The sequence below is a fragment of the Solibacillus isronensis genome (genome assembly GCF_900168685.1).
GTDB lineage: Bacteria > Bacillota > Bacilli > Bacillales_A > Planococcaceae > Solibacillus > Solibacillus isronensis_A.
On sequence record NZ_FVZN01000014.1, the window covers coordinates 1,183,562 to 1,206,457 of the forward strand.

At 38.2% G+C, this 22,896-nt stretch carries 25 protein-coding genes; 15 read left to right on the forward strand and 10 right to left on the reverse strand.

Features of this window, described 5'->3' with window-relative positions; translation table 11 throughout:
• Positions 1–275: 275 nt before the first annotated feature.
• The 5 genes from B5473_RS14395 to B5473_RS14415 form a co-directional block, all read right to left on the reverse strand.
• The gene (locus tag B5473_RS14395) at positions 276–1,043 is read right to left on the reverse strand and encodes a 3-hydroxybutyrate dehydrogenase (protein WP_079526324.1); all 768 of its coding nucleotides are present in this window, start codon (positions 1,041–1,043) and stop codon (positions 276–278) included.
• A gap of 115 nt (positions 1,044–1,158) precedes the next feature.
• Entirely contained in the window at positions 1,159–2,595 is a 1,437-nt protein-coding gene (locus B5473_RS14400) for a GntP family permease (RefSeq protein WP_079526326.1), read from the reverse strand.
• Positions 2,596–2,705: 110 nt separating this feature from the next.
• Complete coding sequence (locus tag B5473_RS14405; RefSeq protein ID WP_079526328.1) at positions 2,706–3,365, reverse strand: 3-oxoacid CoA-transferase subunit B; 660 nt, start codon at positions 3,363–3,365, stop codon at positions 2,706–2,708.
• 19 nt (positions 3,366–3,384) lie between these two features.
• Positions 3,385–4,071, reverse strand: a complete 687-nt coding sequence (locus tag B5473_RS14410) for a CoA transferase subunit A (RefSeq protein ID WP_079526330.1) — start codon at positions 4,069–4,071, stop codon at positions 3,385–3,387.
• A 236-nt stretch (positions 4,072–4,307) separates the two neighbouring features.
• On the reverse strand, positions 4,308–5,651 hold the full coding sequence (locus B5473_RS14415) for a sigma-54 interaction domain-containing protein (protein WP_079526333.1): 1,344 nt from the start codon (positions 5,649–5,651) through the stop codon (positions 4,308–4,310).
• Between the two features lie 120 nt (positions 5,652–5,771).
• On the opposite strand from B5473_RS14415, the gene B5473_RS14420 reads away from it, so the two are divergent.
• From B5473_RS14420 to B5473_RS14445, 6 genes are all read left to right on the forward strand, one after another.
• A complete protein-coding gene (locus B5473_RS14420; protein ID WP_079526335.1) occupies positions 5,772–6,308 on the forward strand; it encodes a histidine phosphatase family protein in 537 nt (178 codons plus the stop codon).
• Positions 6,309–6,344: 36 nt separating this feature from the next.
• Complete coding sequence (locus B5473_RS14425; RefSeq protein ID WP_079526337.1) at positions 6,345–7,079, forward strand: metallophosphoesterase family protein; 735 nt, start codon at positions 6,345–6,347, stop codon at positions 7,077–7,079.
• Positions 7,080–7,257: 178 nt separating this feature from the next.
• Entirely contained in the window at positions 7,258–8,163 is a 906-nt protein-coding gene (locus B5473_RS14430) for a cation diffusion facilitator family transporter (protein WP_079526339.1), read from the forward strand.
• Between the two features lie 138 nt (positions 8,164–8,301).
• On the forward strand, positions 8,302–8,643 hold the full coding sequence (locus B5473_RS14435) for a hypothetical protein (protein WP_079526341.1): 342 nt from the start codon (positions 8,302–8,304) through the stop codon (positions 8,641–8,643).
• Positions 8,644–8,686: 43 nt separating this feature from the next.
• Positions 8,687–10,621 (forward strand): GTP-binding protein, encoded by a 1,935-nt coding sequence (locus B5473_RS14440; RefSeq protein ID WP_079526343.1) that lies wholly within the window; start codon positions 8,687–8,689, stop codon positions 10,619–10,621.
• A 72-nt stretch (positions 10,622–10,693) separates the two neighbouring features.
• Complete coding sequence (locus tag B5473_RS14445) at positions 10,694–11,002, forward strand: monooxygenase (RefSeq protein WP_079526345.1); 309 nt, start codon at positions 10,694–10,696, stop codon at positions 11,000–11,002.
• 110 nt (positions 11,003–11,112) lie between these two features.
• On the opposite strand, the gene B5473_RS14450 is transcribed toward B5473_RS14445, so the two are convergent.
• The gene (locus B5473_RS14450; protein WP_079526347.1) at positions 11,113–11,874 is read right to left on the reverse strand and encodes a hypothetical protein; all 762 of its coding nucleotides are present in this window, start codon (positions 11,872–11,874) and stop codon (positions 11,113–11,115) included.
• A gap of 453 nt (positions 11,875–12,327) precedes the next feature.
• On the opposite strand from B5473_RS14450, the gene B5473_RS14455 reads away from it, so the two are divergent.
• Positions 12,328–12,660 carry a hypothetical protein gene (locus B5473_RS14455; protein ID WP_079526349.1) on the forward strand — a complete coding sequence of 111 codons (333 nt, stop codon included), beginning with the start codon at positions 12,328–12,330 and terminating at the stop codon, positions 12,658–12,660.
• Between the two features lie 269 nt (positions 12,661–12,929).
• On the opposite strand, the gene B5473_RS14460 is transcribed toward B5473_RS14455, so the two are convergent.
• Together B5473_RS14460 and B5473_RS14465 are read right to left on the reverse strand one after the other, a co-directional pair.
• Positions 12,930–13,463, reverse strand: coding sequence for a GNAT family N-acetyltransferase (locus B5473_RS14460; protein ID WP_079526351.1), 534 nt, complete (start codon positions 13,461–13,463; stop codon positions 12,930–12,932).
• 142 nt (positions 13,464–13,605) lie between these two features.
• Positions 13,606–14,940, reverse strand: coding sequence for a hydroxysqualene dehydroxylase (locus B5473_RS14465; protein WP_254865328.1), 1,335 nt, complete (start codon positions 14,938–14,940; stop codon positions 13,606–13,608).
• 228 nt (positions 14,941–15,168) lie between these two features.
• Between B5473_RS14465 and B5473_RS14470 the strand changes: the two genes are divergently transcribed.
• Together B5473_RS14470 and B5473_RS21115 are read left to right on the forward strand one after the other, a co-directional pair.
• Entirely contained in the window at positions 15,169–15,393 is a 225-nt protein-coding gene (locus B5473_RS14470) for a transcriptional regulator (RefSeq protein ID WP_079526353.1), read from the forward strand.
• Positions 15,394–15,499: 106 nt separating this feature from the next.
• Positions 15,500–15,634 carry a hypothetical protein gene (locus B5473_RS21115; RefSeq protein WP_303047323.1) on the forward strand — a complete coding sequence of 45 codons (135 nt, stop codon included), beginning with the start codon at positions 15,500–15,502 and terminating at the stop codon, positions 15,632–15,634.
• 80 nt (positions 15,635–15,714) lie between these two features.
• On the opposite strand, the gene B5473_RS14475 is transcribed toward B5473_RS21115, so the two are convergent.
• The gene (locus B5473_RS14475; RefSeq protein ID WP_079526355.1) at positions 15,715–16,479 is read right to left on the reverse strand and encodes a TerC family protein; all 765 of its coding nucleotides are present in this window, start codon (positions 16,477–16,479) and stop codon (positions 15,715–15,717) included.
• Between the two features lie 322 nt (positions 16,480–16,801).
• Positions 16,802–16,966, reverse strand: coding sequence for an aspartyl-phosphate phosphatase Spo0E family protein (locus B5473_RS14480; RefSeq protein ID WP_079526357.1), 165 nt, complete (start codon positions 16,964–16,966; stop codon positions 16,802–16,804).
• Positions 16,967–17,291: 325 nt separating this feature from the next.
• Here B5473_RS14480 and B5473_RS14485 point away from each other — a divergent pair, with 325 nt between their 5' ends.
• The 6 genes from B5473_RS14485 (at position 17,292) to B5473_RS14510 (ending at position 22,849) form a co-directional block, all read left to right on the forward strand.
• Positions 17,292–17,726 carry a BrxA/BrxB family bacilliredoxin gene (locus tag B5473_RS14485; protein ID WP_079526359.1) on the forward strand — a complete coding sequence of 145 codons (435 nt, stop codon included), beginning with the start codon at positions 17,292–17,294 and terminating at the stop codon, positions 17,724–17,726.
• Positions 17,714–18,499, forward strand: a complete 786-nt coding sequence (locus tag B5473_RS14490) for a class I SAM-dependent methyltransferase (RefSeq protein ID WP_079526362.1) — start codon at positions 17,714–17,716, stop codon at positions 18,497–18,499. Before B5473_RS14485 ends, B5473_RS14490 begins: the two co-directional genes overlap by 13 nt.
• Positions 18,500–18,601: 102 nt before the next feature.
• The gene (locus B5473_RS14495) at positions 18,602–18,928 is read left to right on the forward strand and encodes a metal-sensitive transcriptional regulator (protein WP_079526364.1); all 327 of its coding nucleotides are present in this window, start codon (positions 18,602–18,604) and stop codon (positions 18,926–18,928) included.
• Positions 18,929–18,941: 13 nt separating this feature from the next.
• Positions 18,942–19,148, forward strand: a complete 207-nt coding sequence (gene copZ, locus B5473_RS14500) for a copper chaperone CopZ (RefSeq protein WP_079526366.1) — start codon at positions 18,942–18,944, stop codon at positions 19,146–19,148.
• A 90-nt stretch (positions 19,149–19,238) separates the two neighbouring features.
• The gene (locus B5473_RS14505) at positions 19,239–21,632 is read left to right on the forward strand and encodes a heavy metal translocating P-type ATPase (protein ID WP_079526368.1); all 2,394 of its coding nucleotides are present in this window, start codon (positions 19,239–19,241) and stop codon (positions 21,630–21,632) included.
• Between the two features lie 215 nt (positions 21,633–21,847).
• Positions 21,848–22,849, forward strand: a complete 1,002-nt coding sequence (locus B5473_RS14510) for an NAD(P)/FAD-dependent oxidoreductase (protein ID WP_079526370.1) — start codon at positions 21,848–21,850, stop codon at positions 22,847–22,849.
• Positions 22,850–22,896: the final 47 nt, after the last annotated feature.

A 22,896-nucleotide genomic window follows, 5' to 3' on the forward strand; every position in this document is an offset into this window, starting at 1 on the left:
TAGGAAGTAAGCAGCTACACAGGAAATTTCAAATATCCCTCCAGCAGTTTTTTGATCGCCTGTTTACAGATAACAAACAGGAAACAGGTGTGTTGAAAGGTAAAAAAATTTCTACACACCTGCATTGCTTTAATAAATTTGGCATCCATTTATTAATAAAGGTCTCTACGTGAAACTTAAGGACCCCCACAAAGCGAAGATAGCTTGGATTTCGAAGCACAAGCCATGCTAAAGAATGCGGCCTCCGGGAACAGAGGTGAACATCCTTGAATTAATTATTGCACTGTGTACCCGCCATCTAAAACGATAGCCTGACCAGTCATTCCTTTTGCTCCTTCGCTTGAGATAAATAGAGCCAAATCAGAGATTTCTTTTACATCAAGTAATCTTTTTTGAGGAACGAGTGGGTAAATCACTTCTTCCAATACGTTTTCGAGAGGTATATTGCGTGTTGCTGCTAAGTCTTGCAATTGATTTCGAACAAGTGGTGTATCTACATAGCCTGGACAAATAGCGTTAACCGTTATGCCTTCTGATGCAGTTTCAAGTGCCGCAACTTTTGTGAGGCCAATAACACCATGTTTTGCAGAATTATATGCTGCTTTTCCTGCAAATCCAACAAGTCCGTTAATGGAAGCCATATTAATAATACGGCCAAATTTTTGTTTTCTCATATGCGGTAACACATGCTTAGTTAATACAAATGGAGCAGTTAACATTATTTTTATTAACAGTTCGAAACGCTCTGTCGGAAAATCTTCAATCATTGCAACATGTTGCATACCAGCATTGTTTATAAGTATATCGATTCGACCAAATTTCTGTACTGTTTCATCAATTGCTGCTATAATTTCTTCTTCTTTTGTTACATCACATTTAAGTCCAATTGCTCGTTCTCCAAGGGTGCTTGCTGCCTCTTTCACTTTTTCTTCATTTATATCTGTTAGCACGACAGTAGCACCTTTTGTATAAAACTCTTTCGCAATCTCAAATCCTATACCTTGTGCTGCACCAGTAATGAATACCAATTTATCTTTTACCACCCAAAAAGCCTCCTAGATGAGGAGCCAAAAGAGCTGACTCCGTTTAAATTTGTTTTCCGAAACACGACTTAAAACTCTCGGTATATTAAACAGCCATTTAATAACTACCGTTCTATTATACTAATCCAAAGAATGTATAAAGTGCGATGATTACGAATACGGCTAACGTTTTAATAATCGTAATCGCAAAAATATCCCGATATGACTGTTTATGCGTGAGTCCCGTTACTGCCAGCAGGGTAATAACCGCTCCGTTATGCGGTAGGGTATCCATGCCCCCTGAAGCCATTGCCACTACGCGGTGCATTACTTCTGGTGGAATATTAGCGGCAATAATCGCCTGATTATACTTATCAGCCATTGCTCCCAAGGCAATTCCCATACCACCTGATGCGGATCCCGTCATACCGGCAAGAGTAGTGGTCGTAACTGCACCATTGACAAGTGGATTTGTAAATGTTGTGGATATCCCGTCGCTGATTTTCGCAAATCCTGGAAGAGCTGCAATGACCCCGCCAAATCCATATTCAGCGCCGGTATTCATAGTCGCCAGCAGCGACCCTCCAATCGCTGTATTAACGCCATCTTTAAAACCACTAAATACCCGTTTAAAATCATAGGCAATAGATGATATAATTCCCACAATCAACGCCATAATAATCGCCCAAATAGGAGCAGATGTTGCAACATCCACTTTATAGGCACTCAAGCCAAGTGCTTCAAAGTCAAAGCCATTCGGGTACCATTTAGGTATACTTGTAACAAATATTTTATTGGTAACCCCAACCAAAATAAGCGGAACAAAAGCCAGAATTTGTCTAGACAGCGATTGTTTGGCTGTTAAATCGGGAAGAGCAGGCTCATCCTTTACTTCTGCACTGTGAATCGTAACGGCCGTTTCCGAATCAAACCCGTAATAACCTTCTCCAGCTAATTCGGCTTTTTTTCTTCTAGCCTCCAAGTATAGTAATCCAGCTGTTAAAACGACAATTGCCCCTATGATTCCTAGAACCGGTGCTGCATAAATATCCGTTTTAAAGAAGGCGATTGGAATAACGTTTTGTATTTGTGGTGTCCCAGGCAGTGCATCCATTGTAAAGGTAAATGCACCAAGAGCAATCGTACCTGGAATTAAACGTTTAGGAATATTTGCCTGTCTAAACATTTGTGCAGCAAATGGATAAATCGCAAATACCGCTACAAATAAACTCACTCCACTGTAGGTTAAGATGGCGCCAAGCAATACGATCGTGAGCATTGCCCGTTTCGCACCAAGCCAGTTGACAATTGTTTTGGCAATTGACTCAGCAATCCCTGACATTTCTACAACTTTTCCGAAAATAGCTCCCAATAGGAAAACAGCAAAATATGATTTAATAAATCCGACCATCTTTTCCATGAATATACCTGAGAAAAATGGTAAAACATTGCTTGGTGCAATTAATACAACCGCTAAAAGCGCACAGATTGGTGCAAATAATATGACGGAATAACCGCGGTAGGCAGCAAACATTAATAGTCCAAGCGCCAATAGAATAACTAACAAATCCATATAAATCCCCCTCGTACAATAGTAGTAAGAGTTCTATTCTTTGGGAAATTGCCATATGAAAGAATCTCTTATTTATGGTGTATTACATCGTTTATCTGGCAGGAAAACAGTTAAATAGAAACGCTCTCTTTTACATTCTCAACAATTAAATTTGCTTCCGTTGATTGAATTACATCCTCAACTGAATATCCTTCAAATACTTCTTTCAGTTCTAAACCACGTGATGTCACTTCAATCAAAGCTCTTTCCGTAATAATTTTGTTGACTACGCCTTTGCCTGTTAAAGGTAAAGAACACTCTTTTTTTATTTTTGGTGATCCATCTTTGGACACATGATCCATAATTACAATAATTTTTTTGGCACCATGTACTAAATCCATCGCACCACCCATACCTTTAATCATCTTTCCTGGGATCATCCAGTTGGCTAAATCCCCGTTTTCGGAAACTTCCATTCCCCCTAAAATAGCAACATCAATATGTCCGCCACGGATCATTGCGAAAGATTCCGCACTCGTGAAAAAAGAGGAGCCAGGTATTGTTGTTATTGTCTCTTTTCCGGCATTGATCAAATCTGGATCAACTTGATCTTCTGTTGGATATGGCCCGATTCCTAGCAAACCATTTTCGGATTGCAGGATGACGGTTTTATCCGAAGATATATAATTGGCAACTAATGTAGGCATGCCAATTCCTAAATTGACATAGTTACCATGTTCAATTTCTCTTTCAGCCCGAATGGCAATACGTTCTCTATTAGATAAAGTCATTTTAAATTCTCCTCTCTTATTAACGTACTGTTAATCTTTCAATCTTTTTTTCCTGTTTTGCCTGAAGCATGCCTTGAATATAGATGCTTGGCGTTTGGATCATATTTGGATCTAACATTCCGGTTTCCACAATCTCCTCAACTTCTGCAATCGAAATTTCACCAGCTGCAGCCATGATAGGGTTGAAATTTTGAGCGGTTTTGTTATAAATCAGATTGCCTAATTGGTCAGCTTTCGCGGCACGGATGATTGCAAAATCTGCTTTAAGTGCTGTCTCTAAAACATAATCTTTCCCATTGAAATTTCGAACTTCTTTTCCGTCTGAGATGATTGTCCCGACTCCAGCTGGTGTATAAAAGGCTGGAATACCCGCACCGCCTGCACGGATTCGTTCAGCAAGAGTGCCTTGAGGAGTTAATTCCACTTCAATTTCACCGGATAGTACTTGGCGTTCAAACTCCTTATTTTCTCCTACATAAGATGCAATGATCTTTTTAATTTGTTTCTTTCTTAATAAAAGTCCCAAACCCCAATCGTCTATACCACAATTATTCGAAATTACCGTTAAATCCTTTACTCCTTTTTCTTCAAGTGCGAGGATAAGTTGTTCAGGAATACCTACCAATCCAAAGCCACCAACCATGATAGTTGCACCATCTTGAATTTGACTTAATGCTTCATCTGCAGAAGTGAAAATGTGTTTCATATTGTTACCTCCAATAGAATGTATTTTTAGAAAATATCGCCTTAAAGCGTGATAATTCGTATTAAAACAGAATAATGTTGCGAACACAATATGGTGTATCAGAATTGTGACGGAATTTTGAACGAGATGATTCCGGAAAATCGGACATTATTAACTGAAAGGGCATAAAAACAGAGGGAATAGAAAATAAAAAAATCCGATATTTCGGAATTTAATCCATAATATCGGAATTTAGGTCATAAGTTGTGTTTTTTTATTTTTTCGTAAAGTGTTGATCGGCTTATACCCAACTTCTCGGCAATTCGCATTTTATCTTTCTCGTTTTCGAGGTATTCTTGTAAAATTTGTTCTTCCACCTGAAAAAGGATTTCTTCTAAGGTTCCATTAAGTCGGGTATATTCCGGTTTTTGTCGTCGAATATAAATTGGCAATGCATCTTCATTAATTTGTTCTCCATTTGATAAATGAATCATTGCTTGTAAAACATTTTGGAGTTCCCGTACATTTCCTGGCCAATTGTACTGTTGTAGCAACATCCATGTTTTTCGGCTAAGTTTCATATCCTGACGGCTCACTTCGGAACTAAACTGGTGCATAAAAGTGTGTATTAATTCAGGCAAATCCTCTATTCGATCACGGAGAGGGGGAATTTGCAATGTAATGGCTTGTATAAGATAAAATAAATCTTCCCGAAATTGTTTTTCTTTCACCAGTCCAGCAAGTGATATATTTGAACCTACTATTAAGCGAATATCAACGGGAATTTCTTCATCCGTCCCAGCAGGTTGAACTTTTTCATCCTGCATGACTTTTAAAATTTTTGCCTGTAAAGTTGTTGGAAGTTCGCTAATCTCTTCAATAAATAAGGTACCGCCTTGTGCTCTTTGAATTCCTCCTGATTTTAAACGTTGTGTAGAAGAATCCCACTTTCCAAATAATTCACCTTCCAGCATCTCTTTCGGTATAGTGGAGCAATTTATCTTTACGAAAGGATAATCTACCTGATCGGATAATCTATGGATACTCTGGGCAAACATTTCCTTTCCTGTCCCAGTTTCACCCTCGATTAAAACAGGCAATTTTGTTGGGGCAATCATCCTTATCGTCTCTTTTATTTTTCGCATTGCGTTGGAAGTACCTTTAATATCGGATAGGCTATAAAATGATTCGCGGTATTGTTTCATATTTGTTTCAATTTGATCTAATGTCTTTCGAACGTGAGAACTTAGTTTTTTCCAGTCATTTAGATCGCGGAACGTTACACTTCCGAATGCGCCTATAATTTCACCGTCAATTATAATGGGGACTCGATTGGCAAGCATATAGGTTCCCTTAATATATTGAGGTGCTGCAATATCGGGTGTTCCTTTTTGAAGGACGAGATGCATTTCCGTATTTTCAATGACATCTGCAACATGCTTTCCGATTGCTTCTTCACGTTTTACTTCGAGAAAATTACAGTAATCTTCGTTCAGATAAATAATTTTGGCATTTCTGTCTACCACAACAAACCATTGAAAGGCAGTTTCAAGAATCTGCTCAATTGCAGGGCTTGGTAAATTTTTTATCCAATCTTCCATTTTTTGTTACCTCATGTCTTCTATTATTTGTATGTATTAGTTTATACTGTATAAGAGTAAGAGGCTATAGATAAGGTAGTGGTAGTAAGTCTTATAATGAAGTGCAAGGAGATTTCAATTATGAAGCTGTATGTAATTCGTCATTGTGAAGCTGAAGGACAAGCACCGGACGCGTGTTTAACCATGGCTGGGAAAGAAGAAAGTGAACAGCTAGCAAATTTTTTGGAACAGTACCCAATTGAACTTGTGATATCAAGTCCATTTACGAGAGCATTACATACAATAGAACCATTTGTCCGAAGAAATAATATTCCTTTCAAAATTGATCATCGGTTAAGTGAACGGTTATTAAGTAGTGAAGATCTTCCCGATTGGCTGGAAAATTTGAAAGAAACGTATGTAAATAAGGATTTAAAATTTACTGGCGGGGAATCAAGTAATGAAGCGGCAAAACGCATAAATGAAGTTGTAGAAGAATTAAAACAAAGTGCTCATATGTCAGTGGTAATCGTTACGCACGGCAATATAATGTCATTACTACTCAATCATTTTCAACCGCATTTTGGATTTGACGAATGGAAGCAACTGTCGAATCCTGATGTCTTTGAAATAGAGTTTAGTAATGAACAAACAGTTGTTAACCGTATATGGCGGTAGGTAGCGTAAAATAGGTTGTAGAAAAGCAGGTGCAATATGAAAAATTACTTTATTATTAGTGATATCCACGGCCAGTATAAAGCATTTGAAAAGTTATTAACGTATTGGAATCCCAAGGATAGCCTTGTTTTACTCGGAGATTTGATTGACCGGGGTCCACGGTCTTATGAGGTCGTGCAAAAAGTAATGGAATTAAAGCGGCAGTATGGGGAACAGGTTATATTTTGTAAAGGAAACCATGAAATGATGCTGTTGGATTTTCTCGATAATCCTGGGCAAAAACACGCATTTTATTACAAATACGGTGGTCGGGAAACAATGGCTTCATTTTTAAAGTATTTACCGGTTGAAGTAAGTGAACTTGATCCTATTGAACAAGCGCAGATCATTAAAGAGAAATTTGCGGAGGAATTGGATTTTTTAAATAACGGCAAATTATTTGAAATCGCAGGGAATCTGTTGTTGACACATGCAGGATTTGATTCAAGTTTTGCGACTGTTGATGAAACGGAGGATGAAAATTTCTTATGGATTCGCCAGCATTATAAAAATGAAAATAAAACACCGTATATCAATATTTTCGGTCATACACCATTACAACATATTCATGGCTGCAATGATATTTGGATTAGTAAAGATCAAAAATATATTGGAATAGACGGTGGTTGTTATTTTACAGGTCAATTGAATGGCATCGTTCTGTCGGAAGAGGGCCAAATTATTCACATATATGCCGTTACATCAGACAAAACCGAAAACTATGATAATTGACAGGTGTCGTTTAGAGTGAGCATAAAGTTATAATTATATAATATTTTTCTTGAATGTATGTTTTCCCCCGACTTTTTGGTATACTATAATTAACGATATGTAAAAGAGGTTATCCCGTTCGATTTTGTGCGAGGTAACCTCTTTCGTGTTTAAAGAAGTTTTTCAGGGAGGAAACATTTTGGAGCAATATACAAATTTACGAGCTGGCGAAAAAGGTGCCTATTTATCGATTATTGCCTACATATTTTTAAGCGCACTTAAGTTAGCAGCAGGCTATTTAGGAGATTCAGAAGCATTAAAGGCTGATGGATTAAACAATACAACGGATATTATTGCTTCAGTAGCCGTTTTGATCGGACTCAGAATTTCCCAGCGCCCGCCTGATGATGACCATCGATACGGACATTTTCGTGCAGAAACGATCGCTTCACTTGTTGCATCATTTATAATGATTTATGTCGGTATCGAAGTACTTATATCGGCAGGTGAGAAAATCGCTAATCCGATCGATCAGGATCCTTCCATTTTAACAATTATTGTTGCTGTTTTTAGTGCAGCAGTCATGTTTGCAGTATATAAATATAATCTAAACCTCTCAAAAAGAATTAACAGTTCTGCTGTTAAAGCGGCAGCCTATGACAACCGCTCTGATGCTTTTGTCAGTATCGGGACAGCAATCGGTATTACAGCAGCGATATTAGGTTTCCCGATCGTCGATACGATTACCGCCTTTATTATCGGTTTAATTATTATTAAAACAGCAATCGAAATCTTTAAAGAAGCGGTGTTCTCGTTAACGGACGGATTTGATACGGAATTGATCAGTTCGATTGAACAACGTGTTTCGAAAATCCCGCGTGTCCGCGATGTTACCGATGTACGTGGCAGACAGCACGGCAGCTTAATTCTTGTCGATATTACGGTGAGTGTAAATCCTAATCTAAATGTCCGTGATTCACATGCCATTACAGAACAAATTGAAAATGAAGTGAAACATTTAAATCCTTATGCGACAACACTTGTCCATATTGAACCGTATGACCCGAAAGAGCTGATTATTTGTGAAGATGATTTCCATTTTTAATGGATAAACGATATACAAGCCACTCTCCTTTTACTCGAAGTACTAGGAGAGTGGCTTTTTTCTATGATTGAATCAAAATCATCCATCTTCTGTTAAAATGTAAGTACTTGCGAGCTATACACCTACTGGAGGTATTATATGAAAAAAGCAGTTGCAGTCATTGCTTTATTAATTATTGTATCAATCCCAATATTTGAGCGGTTGTTAACGAACCCTTCCAATTCTTTGGAACTGATGCAAACTTTAAGAAATTCTGAAAATCCGGCATCGCTATTTATGGAGGAAAAAAAGTTCGATGCCGAGATTGTTGAATACATACAGAAAGAATTTAGTCTGAATATGGTGGAACAGTTTACAATACTGGAGTTTGATGAGAAAAGTTTCTTGATCCAAACAACTCCTGGTACTACAAAATTGGAGATTATTAATATAGAAGAACTGCCAGAGGAAATGAGAAATTATTTTCTTTCACTAGAATAACGTACAGTGATTCAAAAATCATGAAAAAGAAAGAGGAATACTATTGCATACTACAATCGGGATAGTCGCTCATGTTGATTCTGGGAAAACAACATTTTGCGAACAATTGCTTTATCATACAAATGCGATTAAAAAGCGCGGACGGGTCGATCACCAAGATGCATATTTAGATAATCATGCCATTGAACGGCAGCGCGGGATTACGATTTTTGCTGAGCAGGGGCGGATTGACTACAACGGGAAAGTGTATACCCTGATCGATACACCAGGTCATATCGATTTCGCACCGGAAATGGAGCGTGCGATTCATGTGATGGATGCTGCCATTGTCATTATCAGTGCGGTCGATGGAATTGAAGGGCATACGGAAACGGTTTGGCATTTGCTGCGGGAGCACCATGTTCCGACATTTATCTTCTTAAATAAGGTGGACCGTGAAGGAGCAGATGTTGATGCAGTAATGGCTGTGATTAAAAAAGACTTATCCCCAAATGCCTTACTGTTTAATAATGGAATTGATACTTTTGTAAAAGAGTGGCTTGCGGAACGTGACGAGCAACTGATGGAAAAATACTTTGCAGACGAATTAACGGAGAATGATTGTACCGCAAAGCTAAAGCAGATGATTCAGAAGGAACAGGCATTTATTTGTATGTCGGGATCTGCTTTAAAAGATGAGGGGGTACTGGATTTTTTTGAAACGATTACAAAACTGACTGAAACAACATTTGATGTGAACGGACCATTTGAAGGTAAGATCTATAAAATTCGTCATGACAATCAGCAGCGTCTCACATTTATGAAAGCATTATCGGGCGTTTTAAAAGTACGTGATGAATTTACATTCGGTGAAACGACAGAAAAGGTAACGGAAATCCGGCTATACAACGGCAGTAGTTTTACGATGGTTCAACAAGTGCAGGCGGGTGATATTTTTGCGGTGAAGGGACTGGCGACGCCGATTATCGGTAATGTAATTGGGGCTACGAAAACAAATACTGCGCAATTTGAAATGATTCCAACATTGCAGGCAAAAGTGATGTATGAAGGTTCGCTACATATTAAAGAACTTCACCGGATTTTCCGTGAAATTGAAGCGGAGGAACCGAGTTTACGGGTCATATGGAATGAGAAATTCCAGGAAATTTCGGTTCATGTTATGGGGGCGATTCAGCTCGAAGTATTAACCGAACTGGTGAAGGACCGCTTCGGAATTGACGTGCACTTCGGCAAGCCGCAAATTCTATATAAAGAAACGATTGCTGCGCCTACAGTCGGCTATGGCCACTTTGAACCGTTAAAGCATTATGCAGAAGTGCATCTGAAAATGGAACCAAACACGCGCGGAGCAGGCAACACATTCTCGAACCAGTGTCATGCCGATGACTTATCTGTCGGGCATCAGCGGTTAATAGAAAAGCATCTATTTGAACGGGATCATCACGGATTACTTACAGGTTTTCCGGTAACTGATATTCATTTTACGTTACTAACTGGACGTGCACATATTAAGCACACAGAAGGCGGAGATTTCCGTGAAGCATCGTTTAGAGCATTGCGACAAGGGCTAGAACAAGTAGAAAATGTACTGTTGGAGCCTTATTACCAATTTAAGATGAAAGCGTCAAACGACCATATTGGCCGGATGATGTCGGATATCCAACAGGCAAGCGGGACATTTGCAGCACCGATTTTAACCGAAGATACCGTGACATTACACGGACGTGCACCTGTAGCAACTTTTATGGATTATGCTGCTCAATTTTCCGCTTATACAAATGGAAAAGGGGCGTTAACACTGCAATTTGATGGTTATGATGTATGCCATAATAGCGATGAAATCATAGAACAAATTGGCTACAATAAAAACGCTGATTCGGAATATTCATCTTCCAGCATTTTTTGTGCAAAGGGGAAGGGTTATAGTGTGCCCTGGCATGAAGCTAAAGACGCGATGCATTGTGAGGTACAGGAATAACGAATGAAAGAAGGATTTTGCAGGAGGATAAAAGAAGTAAGTGTAAGTGTTTAGAAAAAAGGAGGCACTCTAATGGCATATATTTTACAAGTAGATTTTAAAATGGATGGTCCATTCGGCGAAGAAATGACTGCCGGGTTTAAAGGGTTGGCAGAAAGTATTAACGAAGAAGAAGGCATGCTTTGGAAAATTTGGACAGAGGATGCGGAAGCTGGCGAAGCGGGTGGTATTTACTTATTTGAAACAAAGGAAACTGCTGCAGCTTACTTGGATATGCATTCAAAGCGTCTAAATGGTTTTGGTATTACAGCGATCAACAGCAAAATTTTTGCAGTGAATGAGTCATTAACGAACATTAATAAAGGTCCGGTTAACGTATAAATATGCTACAAAAAAAGACAAAAGTAAAAAACAATTTACAACAGGTTGTAATAACTCTTACTAATACTAAAAAAGACTAAAAACTCTTCATGCAAGAGTTTTTAGTCTTTTTAACGTTTACGCTCATTTAATATTTCTTTTTTCTTTGACCAAAAATCAGGAGGCATATAAGAAATTAATGAATAATCAATTTCATCGCCTGATTGAGTTGTTAATTGAACAAGCAAAGGTTCTTCTTTATTAGATGGATTTATTGCCCTTGTTTTAATTGTAATTGCCTGAACACCAGTTCTTTTTGGGTGACCGACAACAACGACCTGATTTCCTAGTGTATAAACATCTGTAATTTCGGTCTGAAATGCGACGATATATAGATCCAGATCATTTTCATTTTGAAACATTGGAATAGATAATCCCATGTTGTGTTCGAAATCATACCAACCAGAGAGTCCAATATCATAATTAGTAAATAATCGGTGTAGGGCATAATGAATTCTACTAGGAATATAACTCCATCTTCCGGTCGTGCTATACCAGTGTTCCTCATAAGCAGGTCTTTTATATTCTGGTTTATTTACTATTACATCAAATGAAATTTTAGTTCCATTTTTAATCACTTCTGAAATTTGGACCATATTTGATGGGAAAGGTTGCTCTTTCCAAGGAGGGTCAGAAATAATTTCGGGTTTGGAAGGTTCAAGTTTCTGAAGCCGATTTTCCGCTTCTTTTAATTGTATTTTAAGTTCTTCAATTTTTTTCTCTAATCGTTTAGTTTCATCTGGTTCTTCTGCATAATAAAGTGGAGCAATACTTATATTAAAAATCACTACACAAATAATAAATAAAATAATTCTTCTTTTGGGAGTTACCATAGAAACACCTCAAGATTATTTTGCTCTATTGATGCGGAAATATGTTCTTTTAATTTATTTCTACAATTACCGGTGCTTTAGTACAACAAGGATTTTAAAAGTCTGCATATATGTTCCCAAATGATCGGCAGCTAAGACTATTACAAAGTCTTGGCTGCTTTTTACTTTAATTTGGTTACCAAACGTCGCAAGGTAGTTTAGGCAAGAACTTTTAATTCTTTTAAAAAAACAATGGCATATTAAAAAATATAATTTTGAAACTAAAATATTCCAATTTAACATAACAAGTTATAACAATTCTTAATTTCAACAAGAACGAATAACGTATCCAAAACATTAAATACAAAGGTACTAGTTTTTGATTTATATGGTAAAATTAGATCGATTAGGAATATTTATGTAAAATGAATTTACTTCAAAATTAAAAGTATTAACAAGGGAAGTTGAAGAATTATGAACAAAAAGAATAGTTTGCTATTTTTTCTTACCTTATGTATCGAGGCAGTAATTACCTTTATTGTTGCAATTACGTTCTCAGTTCGATTTATTGAGATAATGGGAATTTTAGGTGCAGTATTTAGCGGATTGCTTTTTTTATTAACAAGTGGAGGAGGACCTTTTTCGGACTTCTTTACGGCGAGAAATGCTGGCATAACAGGAATTATTCAAGAAAGAGAGAACTTTGTTTTTAAAAGAGGACCTGCGTTTTTCGCTTCCCTTGTTTTCTTTGGCATAGGATTGCTTTTCTTTATACTGCTAGTTAATCGTGTCATTCCTCCCGCGTGATGAAAGAATGTAAAGTATTGTACTTATGCTAACGAGACTTCTGCTGAAGATCTTGTATTTTGGTTGGTTGAAAATACTCAAAACATTATTTTAGAGATAATCGCTATGGATAAAAAAATAGCAAATAAATACTGTACAAGATAGACAATCTTTTAACTTAATTGAAGAATTAATAAAATAAGCTCCTTAAATAAAAGTCGAAAAAAGCAGGAATGTTGTTAAATCAACCTTTCTGCTTTTTCTATTGGTACAATTTTTTGAGACAACGCTTATTTCACAAAAATATGTGCATCGCAATAACAAATAGCTTTGCAGCTTGGGCAATCGACTTGATAGGGCTCGAAATAGCGCGGCATATAAATAAATGGTTCAAAACCCTGTGCTGTAAATTGTCGCTCAGCTGCCCAGCGGTTTGTATCGGATTGTACCCATCCAACCGTAACGATTGTTTTTGCAATCGGCTGTGCGGCTTCGAGGTAAGCACGTACTAGTTTTGTTCCTATTCCTTTTTTCCGCTCGTTTGGATGGACGACAAAATGACTTGTATAATAACTGATGCCCGATGCGGCCAGTTCCTTTAGCGATTGCAGCTCTTCATGAAAGTAGGGGAACTCCTTGTTGAAATCCTTTATTTCATAACCCGCAATATAACCGACAACTTCATCTAGCTCATTAACGGCTACATAACGAATGCCTCCAGCCTGATCGACTGTATCGGTCGTTTCTAATTCAAATGGTAAAAAATCATTGAGCAGTGCCGCAATTTGCACTGCATATTTCTTTTGATAAGGGTAAATATTCATCGGTGGACCTGCCTTCTCATGTTCGAATTTTAATATTTTAACATAATAAAGAGCATTATGTTATTACAGTGAGTGTTTCGACAGGTTAATCTATTTTGGAATAAAAAAATCCCTCAAAAAAGAGGGATTAAAGAGAGAAAAATTATTCTTCTAAAATAAGTCGGGCTGCATTCTCACCTGAAGTAACAGCTCCTTCCATCGTTGCGAAAAATGGTTGACGTGTATAATCACCAGCTAGAACAAGTCCTTTAATGGGCGTTTGTTGATCAGGACGTAAATGATCATAATTCGGTTCTAAGCTGTGAAAATCTTCAGGATGGCTGATTACGCGGTAATTAGTCAAACCTGTTTCCAGATCCAGCCCTAATTCTTTGCCGTCTTTCTGCACCTGTTCCAAAATTAGTTTATGGTCCATGTTGAGGAACTTTTCTGGTGGTGTCAAAATAATCGACATTCTGCCCGGTACGTGTTTAAACGTAGTTCTGGACTGCTCGGCAAAGCTGGCAAGTGAAGTAAGGGGACCAAATGTTGTACGATCGACGGGAAGTACGGGCTGTTCAAACTCCATTTGAATAGTGACAGCAGGCATTGTCGGTAAACGGAAAATATTTTCGAAGAACGGATTGTTTTGAAAATGGCTCTTCAATATCTTTTTGGCCCCGCCTAGATTTGCAGCAATAACGACATGTTTTGCCATTAACTCCTGGCCGTCTTCCAATTGCACTCCTGTAACCGTATCCTGATCCATGACCAAGTTTTTCACAGGTGAATTTGTACGGATAACGCCGTTGTTCTTAGTAATATGATGTGCAAGCGGATTAGCCAAAACCTCTGTCATCCCTCCAAGATATGAACCGATTCTCAACTTATAAAACCGGCTCACTCCGGGAAGGAAAAGACCGAAAAATACTTTTGCAGAGTATCTTTCAGGAGGCAGGAAAAATACGCCTGTACTCAAAGGGATAAGAAGATTATGCAATGCCTCTTCACTAATATTGTGCTTTTCTGCGAATTCCCTCAAACTGTATTGGTCCAATTCTTCTGGATTTTGAGTATATTGTAAAAATCCATCTGTGAAAAAGGGCACTAGTGCAAGTTTATCCCCAGGCGGCAGAATATCATTATTGCCGATAATCCCTTTTAACGTTTCTATCGGACCGAAAACCGGAGAAATTCCAAATGATTTGTTTTCCTTGCTTCCTTTTATACGGATATCGATTTGTTCTTCCCACTGGACGATGTCATCAACATCAACGCCAGCTTTTTTCAGTACTTTTGGTAAAGCCTTGTAATAGCCAATATGTCGATGTAAACCGGATTCGACTAACATCCCATCTTCATCCCATGAAGATGTCCTTCCCCCAATTACATGATTCATTTCCAAAACAATTAAAGATTTTCCTTTTTCACTTAGTTCAAGGGCAGCCGTTAAACCAGCCAGGCCAGAACCTACAACAATGACATCAAACTTTTCCAATATTCCCCCTCCTAAAAATTGAAGTAAAGTATTGTTCCTATTCCCGAACAAAATCGTGGCAAACAATAATTAATCAGCATGGAAAGAAATTGTGAATTCCATACATACGATCTTTTTTTGTTTTTTTTAATTAAATAGGTGGCAGTGAACTTTCATTAATTGGGTATTTTTGATAATTGTAAATACAGAACACTTGTTCTATAATAAATGGAGAGAGAGGTGTAATGAATGAGGGAACAATTAATTAAAGCGATGCAACAGAATCAAATTTTGGATATTATGTACATCGCCAAAGATCAGTCAATAACAAAGCGTCGAATAAAGCTAATTAAAATTTCCGGAGAACATGTGCAAGCATATTGTTTTTCCCGTCATGCAAAACGAAATTTTATTGTAGATAATATTTTAGCCGTACATCCGGTAAATAAAAAAGCAAGAGGGTTAGAAGCATAGAATATATATATAACATTATCGAATATATAAAAGTATTATCATTTATTTGATAATTTTGTGGAATTTTCTGACTATTTGTGTTATATTAAGAATAGGAGGTGAATAAGTGATGCAAGCTTTAAAAAAAATGGGGGCAACAAACTTTTTTGAAAATATTGTGAAGAGTAAACCTAGATTAAACAAATTAAAATGTATGTATATAAAAAGAAAGGGAATTTCGGATTATGTTAAAACAAAATAAATAAAGCCCTCCACTTTTAATTTGTGGAGGGTTATTTTTTTGCACAGAAATAAGTGTGGGTTGCAGCTATTCTTGTGAAGTTATTCTTTAGAAGATTTTGTTGAGCCATTTGATAAAAACCAACCAGCGATTGCGATTGCAATTAACACTCCATAAAATATTAGTTTCCACTCAAGGGAATGGGCAAACTCATAAGAAATGACACCTACATCCGGATGACTTAAAGTTAATACCGCAAGTTTGACACCAACCCATCCGACAATTACAAATGCTGCAATTTCTAGTCCTGGTTTAGATTCAAGTAGTTTCACAAAGAAGTTTGCAGCAAACCTCATAATGATTAATCCGATTAATCCCCCTGCAAATATGACAAGGAATTTTCCGCCGTCCATGCCGCCAATCTGTGGTAAATCCGTATTAGGCAGCGTCATTGCAAGAGCTACTGCTGCTAAGATTGAATCAACCGCAAATGCTATATCCGCCAATTCGACCTTAATTACAGTACCCCAAAAACCAGATTTTTTCTGTTCTTTTTCCTTTTTTGGTCCTTTATTTTTAAAGTATAGTTTCCTTATAATGTGATTGATCGCTATAAATAATAGATATAGAGCACCAATAGCCTGGACCTGCCATACATCTACAAGAAACGTTATGATAAATAAAGAAGCGAAACGGAAAATGAAGGCACCTGCTAGACCATAAAATAGAGCCTTTCGCCGTTCTTTTTCAGGTAAATGTTTAACCATTATGGCTAAGACGAGGGCATTATCTGCAGCAAGCAATCCTTCCAAGCCGATTAACAATAATAATACCCACCCATACTCGAGTAACAAAGAGATATCCAATTATATTCCCCCTAACTGCAATAAAAAAATGATAAATAAATTATCATTTACGGTGAGTATACCCCGATTTAATTTTGATAAGCCTTCATAGGATATACAAAATCAGTAACTTTGAAAAACGTTTATTATAATATTGCTGAAAAGGTTTTCTATTGGGGAGAGGGATATTTATATTATTTATAAAAGGGAGATTGTAGTGTTAGAAAAAGGGATTTCACAAAACAGGCACATAGTTCATTGGTATTCAATGAACTATATGCAATAAATCGATATTAACTCAAATTCAATTAGAAGCGAAACATTATGTAATCCTTCATTTTAATTAAGCGGCAATATCCGAATACTTATTAAGTAATTCATCCAGTTCCTGACTGCAATTCACGACTTCCGGATGAGTGAATCCTAAATCATTTGCTTTTTTGTACATTAGTTTTCTTTTTGTCTCAATTCGTAGTTTTAGTAGCTTTTTTAATAGTAAAAATTTCATTGATAAATTTCCCTTCAGTAGTAGTTGGTAGGTTTAAACTTTTGTTAAAATAAAATGACAACTGTTTCATCCTATCTTATTTCGGAAGAGATATATGTCGAAACATGCTAAAAAAGCATAATTCAATAATTTGTAAAATATAAAAATTATATACATAAATGAAATACTTTATATTTGACTAAACTTAAAATGTATGATTATTCATTCGGATTTTGTGAGTAGAAGACCATTCGAAAATAGTAGAAATCCAATTTTTGTACAACTCGTAATTTCATTGATATAATGAGCGTTGTGAATACATATAAACAGAAAGAGGTTATGAAAAATGACAAATGCTTATGATGAATATATGCGTCAAGTAACACAGCCAATGCGTACAGAACTTGAGAGCGCAGGCTTTACGCAATTAACAACGGCAGATAGTGTACACGAATTTATGGCTGAAACAAAGGGAACAGCTTTAGTCGTAATCAATTCAGTTTGTGGTTGTGCGGCAGGTCTAGCACGTCCTGCTGCTCGTGAAGCAGTAGCAGATGTGAAACCGGATCAGCTAGTAACAGTATTTGCTGGTCAAGACCCGGAAGCGACTGCAGCAATGCGCGGATACTTTGATGAAGTGCCGCCAAGCTCACCATCAATGGCGATTTTAAAAGATGGTCAATTAGCTTACTTCATTCCACGTGATCAAATCGAAGGTCATCCAATGGAACAAATCCGTGATCATTTATCAGATGTGTTAAAACAAGTATGTGCCGAGTAACGATTGTCACAACTGCAGGCAGACCGGACGAGCAATCGCTTCAGTTAGTTGAATTTGCTAGTAAGGAGCTGCAGGCAAAAATTGTTCCGCGCCAAAAACGTTCGGTTCGTAAGCTTTCCGAAGTGTACGATGCCAATGTCATTGTTGCGGGAAAAAATCGTTTTGAATACTATGCGAAAGGTGCCGAGGCGCCTTTCTTTTTTCATCCAAACTCTGCCGCATTTCGTCTGAAACGTGTCGCTCGCGGTGAAGTCGAACCATTGCTTACTGCTTGTGCACTGCATAAAGGGGATACATTTTTGGATTGTACCCTTGGGATCGGTGCTGACAGCTTATTGGCTGCTTATGTTGTAGGTGAAAAAGGTAAAGTGATCGGTGTAGAAGCGGATAAAAATGTGTCGTTTATTGTAAAAACAGGGATGCAAAATTATGATACGACAGAACTTCCTTTAACTGCGTGCATGCGAAATATCGAAGTGGTTTATTCCACGGCTCTGGAATATTTAAAGAATCAAGAAAATGACAGCTTTGATGTCGTCTACATGGATCCGATGTTCGAGGAAGTCATTGAAGAATCAACGAATTTTGAAGCGCTGCGCTATGCCGGAAAGCACCTGACATTGACTGATGAATGGGTGGCTGAAGCAAAACGTGTAGCGAAAAAGCGCGTCGTGTTAAAGGCACACTATAAATCGGACTGGTTTGAAAAATACCAGTTTCAGCGTGATGTACGAATAACAGCCAAGTTTCATTATGGTGTGTTTGAAAAATAAAACGTTGGGGGTTCTTTTAGAGAACTACAACGTTTTTTCTTTATGCTTTACATACCCCTTATAGGTATGATAATCTGAAATCAAGTAAGGGGGATTGATCGAATGATTCATGAAAACGATAGTCTATTGGAAACACATGAAGAAAGCTGTCGTAAAAGTCATCATCCTGAACCGATAAAAAAAGATTTAACGACGAGATTAAATCGAATCGAAGGGCAAATTCGCGGAATTAAAGGCATGATTGATAAAGACGTGTATTGTGATGATATCATTACACAATTATCGGCAACACAATCGGCTTTAAACAGTGTCGCAAAAATTTTGCTTGAAGGTCATTTAAAGGGCTGTGTCGTAGATCGTCTAAATGAAGGAGATACAGAAGTTTTGGACGAGCTCGTCGTAACTATTCAAAAAATGATGAAAAAATAAGGAGTGTTCAAGTATGGTAAATGTAACGTTAAATGTTAATGGTATGTCTTGCGGTCATTGTGTGAAATCTGTAGAAACTAGTGTTGGCGCATTAGCTGGTGTACAGGAAGTAAAAGTGGATCTTGCTGAGAAAAAGGTATCGGTTGCGTATAACGAAGATACTGTTACTGTTGAGCAGATCAAAGAAACGATTGATGAACAAGGTTATGACGTTGTTTAAGTATTGTGGTATTGATTCAGGTTCTCTACTATAGAGAACCTCTCTTTTTACAAAATTTTATACCCCCTTGAGGTATGAAGAGGTGAGAATATGACGAAAGAACTGACATTGCAAGTAACAGGTATGACGTGTGCGGCATGTTCGGCAAGGATTGAGAAAGGGCTGAATCGTATGGAAGGGGTCGAATCGGCGAACGTCAATCTAGCGGTTGAAAAAGCAGCGATTCAATATGATGAAACGGTTATTAAAGCACAGGATATTGAGCAAAAGATTCAGGCACTTGGCTATGATGTTGTCAAAGAGAAAGCGGATTTCACAATCGATGGAATGACGTGCGCGGCGTGTTCGGCAAGAATCGAAAAGGTGCTCGGAAAAATGGACGGGATTGCTTCGGCAAATGTGAACTTGGCGTTGGAAAAAGCGACGATCGAATTTAACCCATCACAAGTTTCGGTTTCCGATATTATTGCGCGGATTGAAAAGATCGGTTATGGTGCTCAACCAGTCGTTGAAGGTAATCCTGTTGATCATCGGGAGAAAGTAATTCAAAGGCAAACGATTAAATTTATCTCGGCGGCCATTTTATCATTGCCGCTATTATGGACGATGGTTGCCCATTTTTCATTTACGAGCTTTTTATATGTACCTGACATTCTTATGAATCCTTGGGTACAGTTAGTATTAGCAACACCTGTTCAATTTATTATTGGCTGGCAATTCTACGTGGGAGCATATAAATCATTGCGCAGTGGTGCTGCAAATATGGATGTGCTCGTCGTGATGGGAACGAGTGCGGCCTATTTTTACAGTATTTATCAAATGCTTGCCCATCCTAGCGGTCATATGCCGCACCTGTATTTTGAAACGAGCGCGGTGCTTATTACACTGATTTTATTAGGAAAGCTGTTTGAAGCACGTGCAAAAGGTAAATCATCTCAGGCAATCAAGCAGTTGATGGGGATGCAGGCGAAATCAGCACTAGTAATCCGTGATGGCATCGAGCAATCTGTACCGCTTGAAGAAGTACGCATTAATGATATTGTCCGAGTGAAGCCAGGTGAAAAAATTCCTGTCGATGGGGAAGTCGTTTCCGGAACTTCAGCTGTGGATGAATCGATGCTGACAGGCGAAAGTTTGCCGGTGGAAAAAAGCGTCGGAGATTTCGTTTATGGTGCAACACTGAACAAAAATGGTGCACTGGAAATGAAGGCATTAAAGGTTGGCAGTGAAACAGCATTATCACAAATCATTAAAATCGTCGAGTCGGCTCAAGGTTCTAAAGCACCGATTCAGCGTCTTGCCGATAAAATTTCCAATATTTTTGTGCCGATTGTTGTAGGGATTGCCGTTGTAACATTCATATTATGGTGGCTGATTGACGGAGAATTTATCCAGGCATTTGAAGCGACGATTGCAGTACTTGTTATCGCATGCCCATGTGCGCTCGGCTTGGCGACACCAACCTCGATTATGGCCGGTTCAGGACGTGCCGCACAGCTTGGCATATTATTTAAAGGCGGCGAACATCTTGAACAGACAGGTTTTGTCGATACGATTGTAGTTGATAAAACAGGAACCGTTACAAACGGGAAGCCGTTGCTGACAGATGTTGTACTGTTCAATAATTTTGATCAAAATGATGTACTCCGCATTGTTGCATCAGCAGAAAAACAATCCGAGCATCCATTGGCAGAAGCAATTGTTGAAGGTGTATTAGAGCGCGGGATTGAGCTTTCGGCTGTTTCTAGCTTCCAGGCACTTCCTGGACTAGGCATTGAAGCACAAGTAGATAATACAGAAGTTGCTGTCGGTACGAGAAAGCTTATGAGAGACCAACAAATTAGTATCGATGAATCAGTCGAACAGCAACTGGTTTCATTGGAACAGCAAGGGAATACTGCGATGCTTATTGCAATAAACAAAGAATTTGCAGCGATTATTGCCGTTGCGGATACGGTAAAAGAAACATCTGCTGAAGCGGTAAAACGTTTGCACGCGCTTGGTTTGAAAGTCATTATGCTTACAGGAGATAATGAGCGTACTGCCAAAGCGATTGCAGCAGAAGTCGGCATTGATGAAGTAATTGCAGAAGTGCTGCCGGAACAAAAGGCACAGCAAATCGAAAACTTGAAACAACAAGGTCGTAATGTTGCAATGGTTGGTGACGGGATTAACGATGCACCGGCACTTGCGGTAGCTGATATCGGGATGGCGATCGGTACGGGTACAGATGTAGCGATGGAAGCGGCTGACATTACATTAATCCGCGGAGATTTGAACAGTATAGCCGATGCGATTTTAATGAGCCGTAAAACGATGACGAACATTAAACAAAACCTGTTTTGGGCATTTGCCTATAATGTCATCGGCATTCCGATTGCTGCACTCGGTTTCCTCGCTCCATGGGTAGCAGGCGCAGCAATGGCATTCAGTTCCGTTTCGGTTGTATTAAATGCATTAAGACTGCAGCGTGTGAAATTGTAAAACAAGCGTTATTCTGAATAAAGAATGCTAATGAGTTTGACGGAAAATGCGCAAGGATAACAATCAATATTGAAGTTTAAATTTTATAAGAATACTCCAACATAGTCATAAAGCATTTGTTTTAAAAATAATTGTTGTGGAAACGTACAATGGAAGTGTTAAATCGTTTAATAAAAATAGCACTCTAATTTCTTATAATGATTGGAGCCAATAATATGAATGAAGATTCAAAGGTATATGATGTCACGATTATCGGTGGAGGTCCTGCAGGGATGTTTACGGCATTCTATGGAGGCATGCGCCAGCTTGAAGTTAAGTTAATTGAAAGTCTGCCACAATTAGGCGGGCAGCTTGCAGCACTTTATCCGGAAAAATATATTTATGATATCGCAGGATTTCCAAAAATCCGCGCACAGGAACTTGTCAATAATCTGAAAGAACAAATGTCAGCCTTTGAGCAGGCAATCGTAACTGGTCAAAGCGTTGGAGCTATTGATAAGTTGGAAGACGGAACATTTAAGCTTACAACTAACAAAGAAATACATTATTCAAAAACAATCATCATTACAGCAGGTCTTGGTGCATTCCAGCCAAGACAATTGGAAGTTGAAGGAGCCGATTACTACGAGGGTAAAAACCTTCATTACTTCATCCACAATATAAGTGAATTCAAAGGTAAAAATGTGGTCATTTTCGGTGGCGGGGATTCAGCTATTGACTGGTCGCTTATGCTTGAGCCAGTTGCTAAGAAAGTTACACTTGTGCATAGACGAGATCAGTTCCGAGCGCATGAGCATAGTGTTGAAAATCTGTTTAATTCAAGTGTTGAAATAAAAACGCCTTATATGCCTGATGAGTTGTTTGGCGATGAAAATGGCATTAACCAAATTGTCATCCGCAATGCAGAAGGAGAAAAGGAAACACTTGAAATTGACGAGATCATTGTAAACTATGGATTTAAATCCTCTTTAGGACCAATTAAAGAATGGGGTTTAGAAATTGAGAGAAACTCTATTGTCGTAAATCCTAAAATGGAAACCAATATCGAAGGAATCTATGCGGTCGGGGACGTCACAACATACGACGGAAAAGTGAAATTGATTGCGACGGGATTCGGTGAAGCGCCGGTTGCCATCAGTGCAGCACGGTTGTATATTGACCCGGCTGCCAAAAAACATGTACCGCACAGTACGGATCTTTTTAAAGGGGAATTGTAGCGGGTTTATTGGTATGAATGGAATATTTAACAGGGAAGTGGAGACAC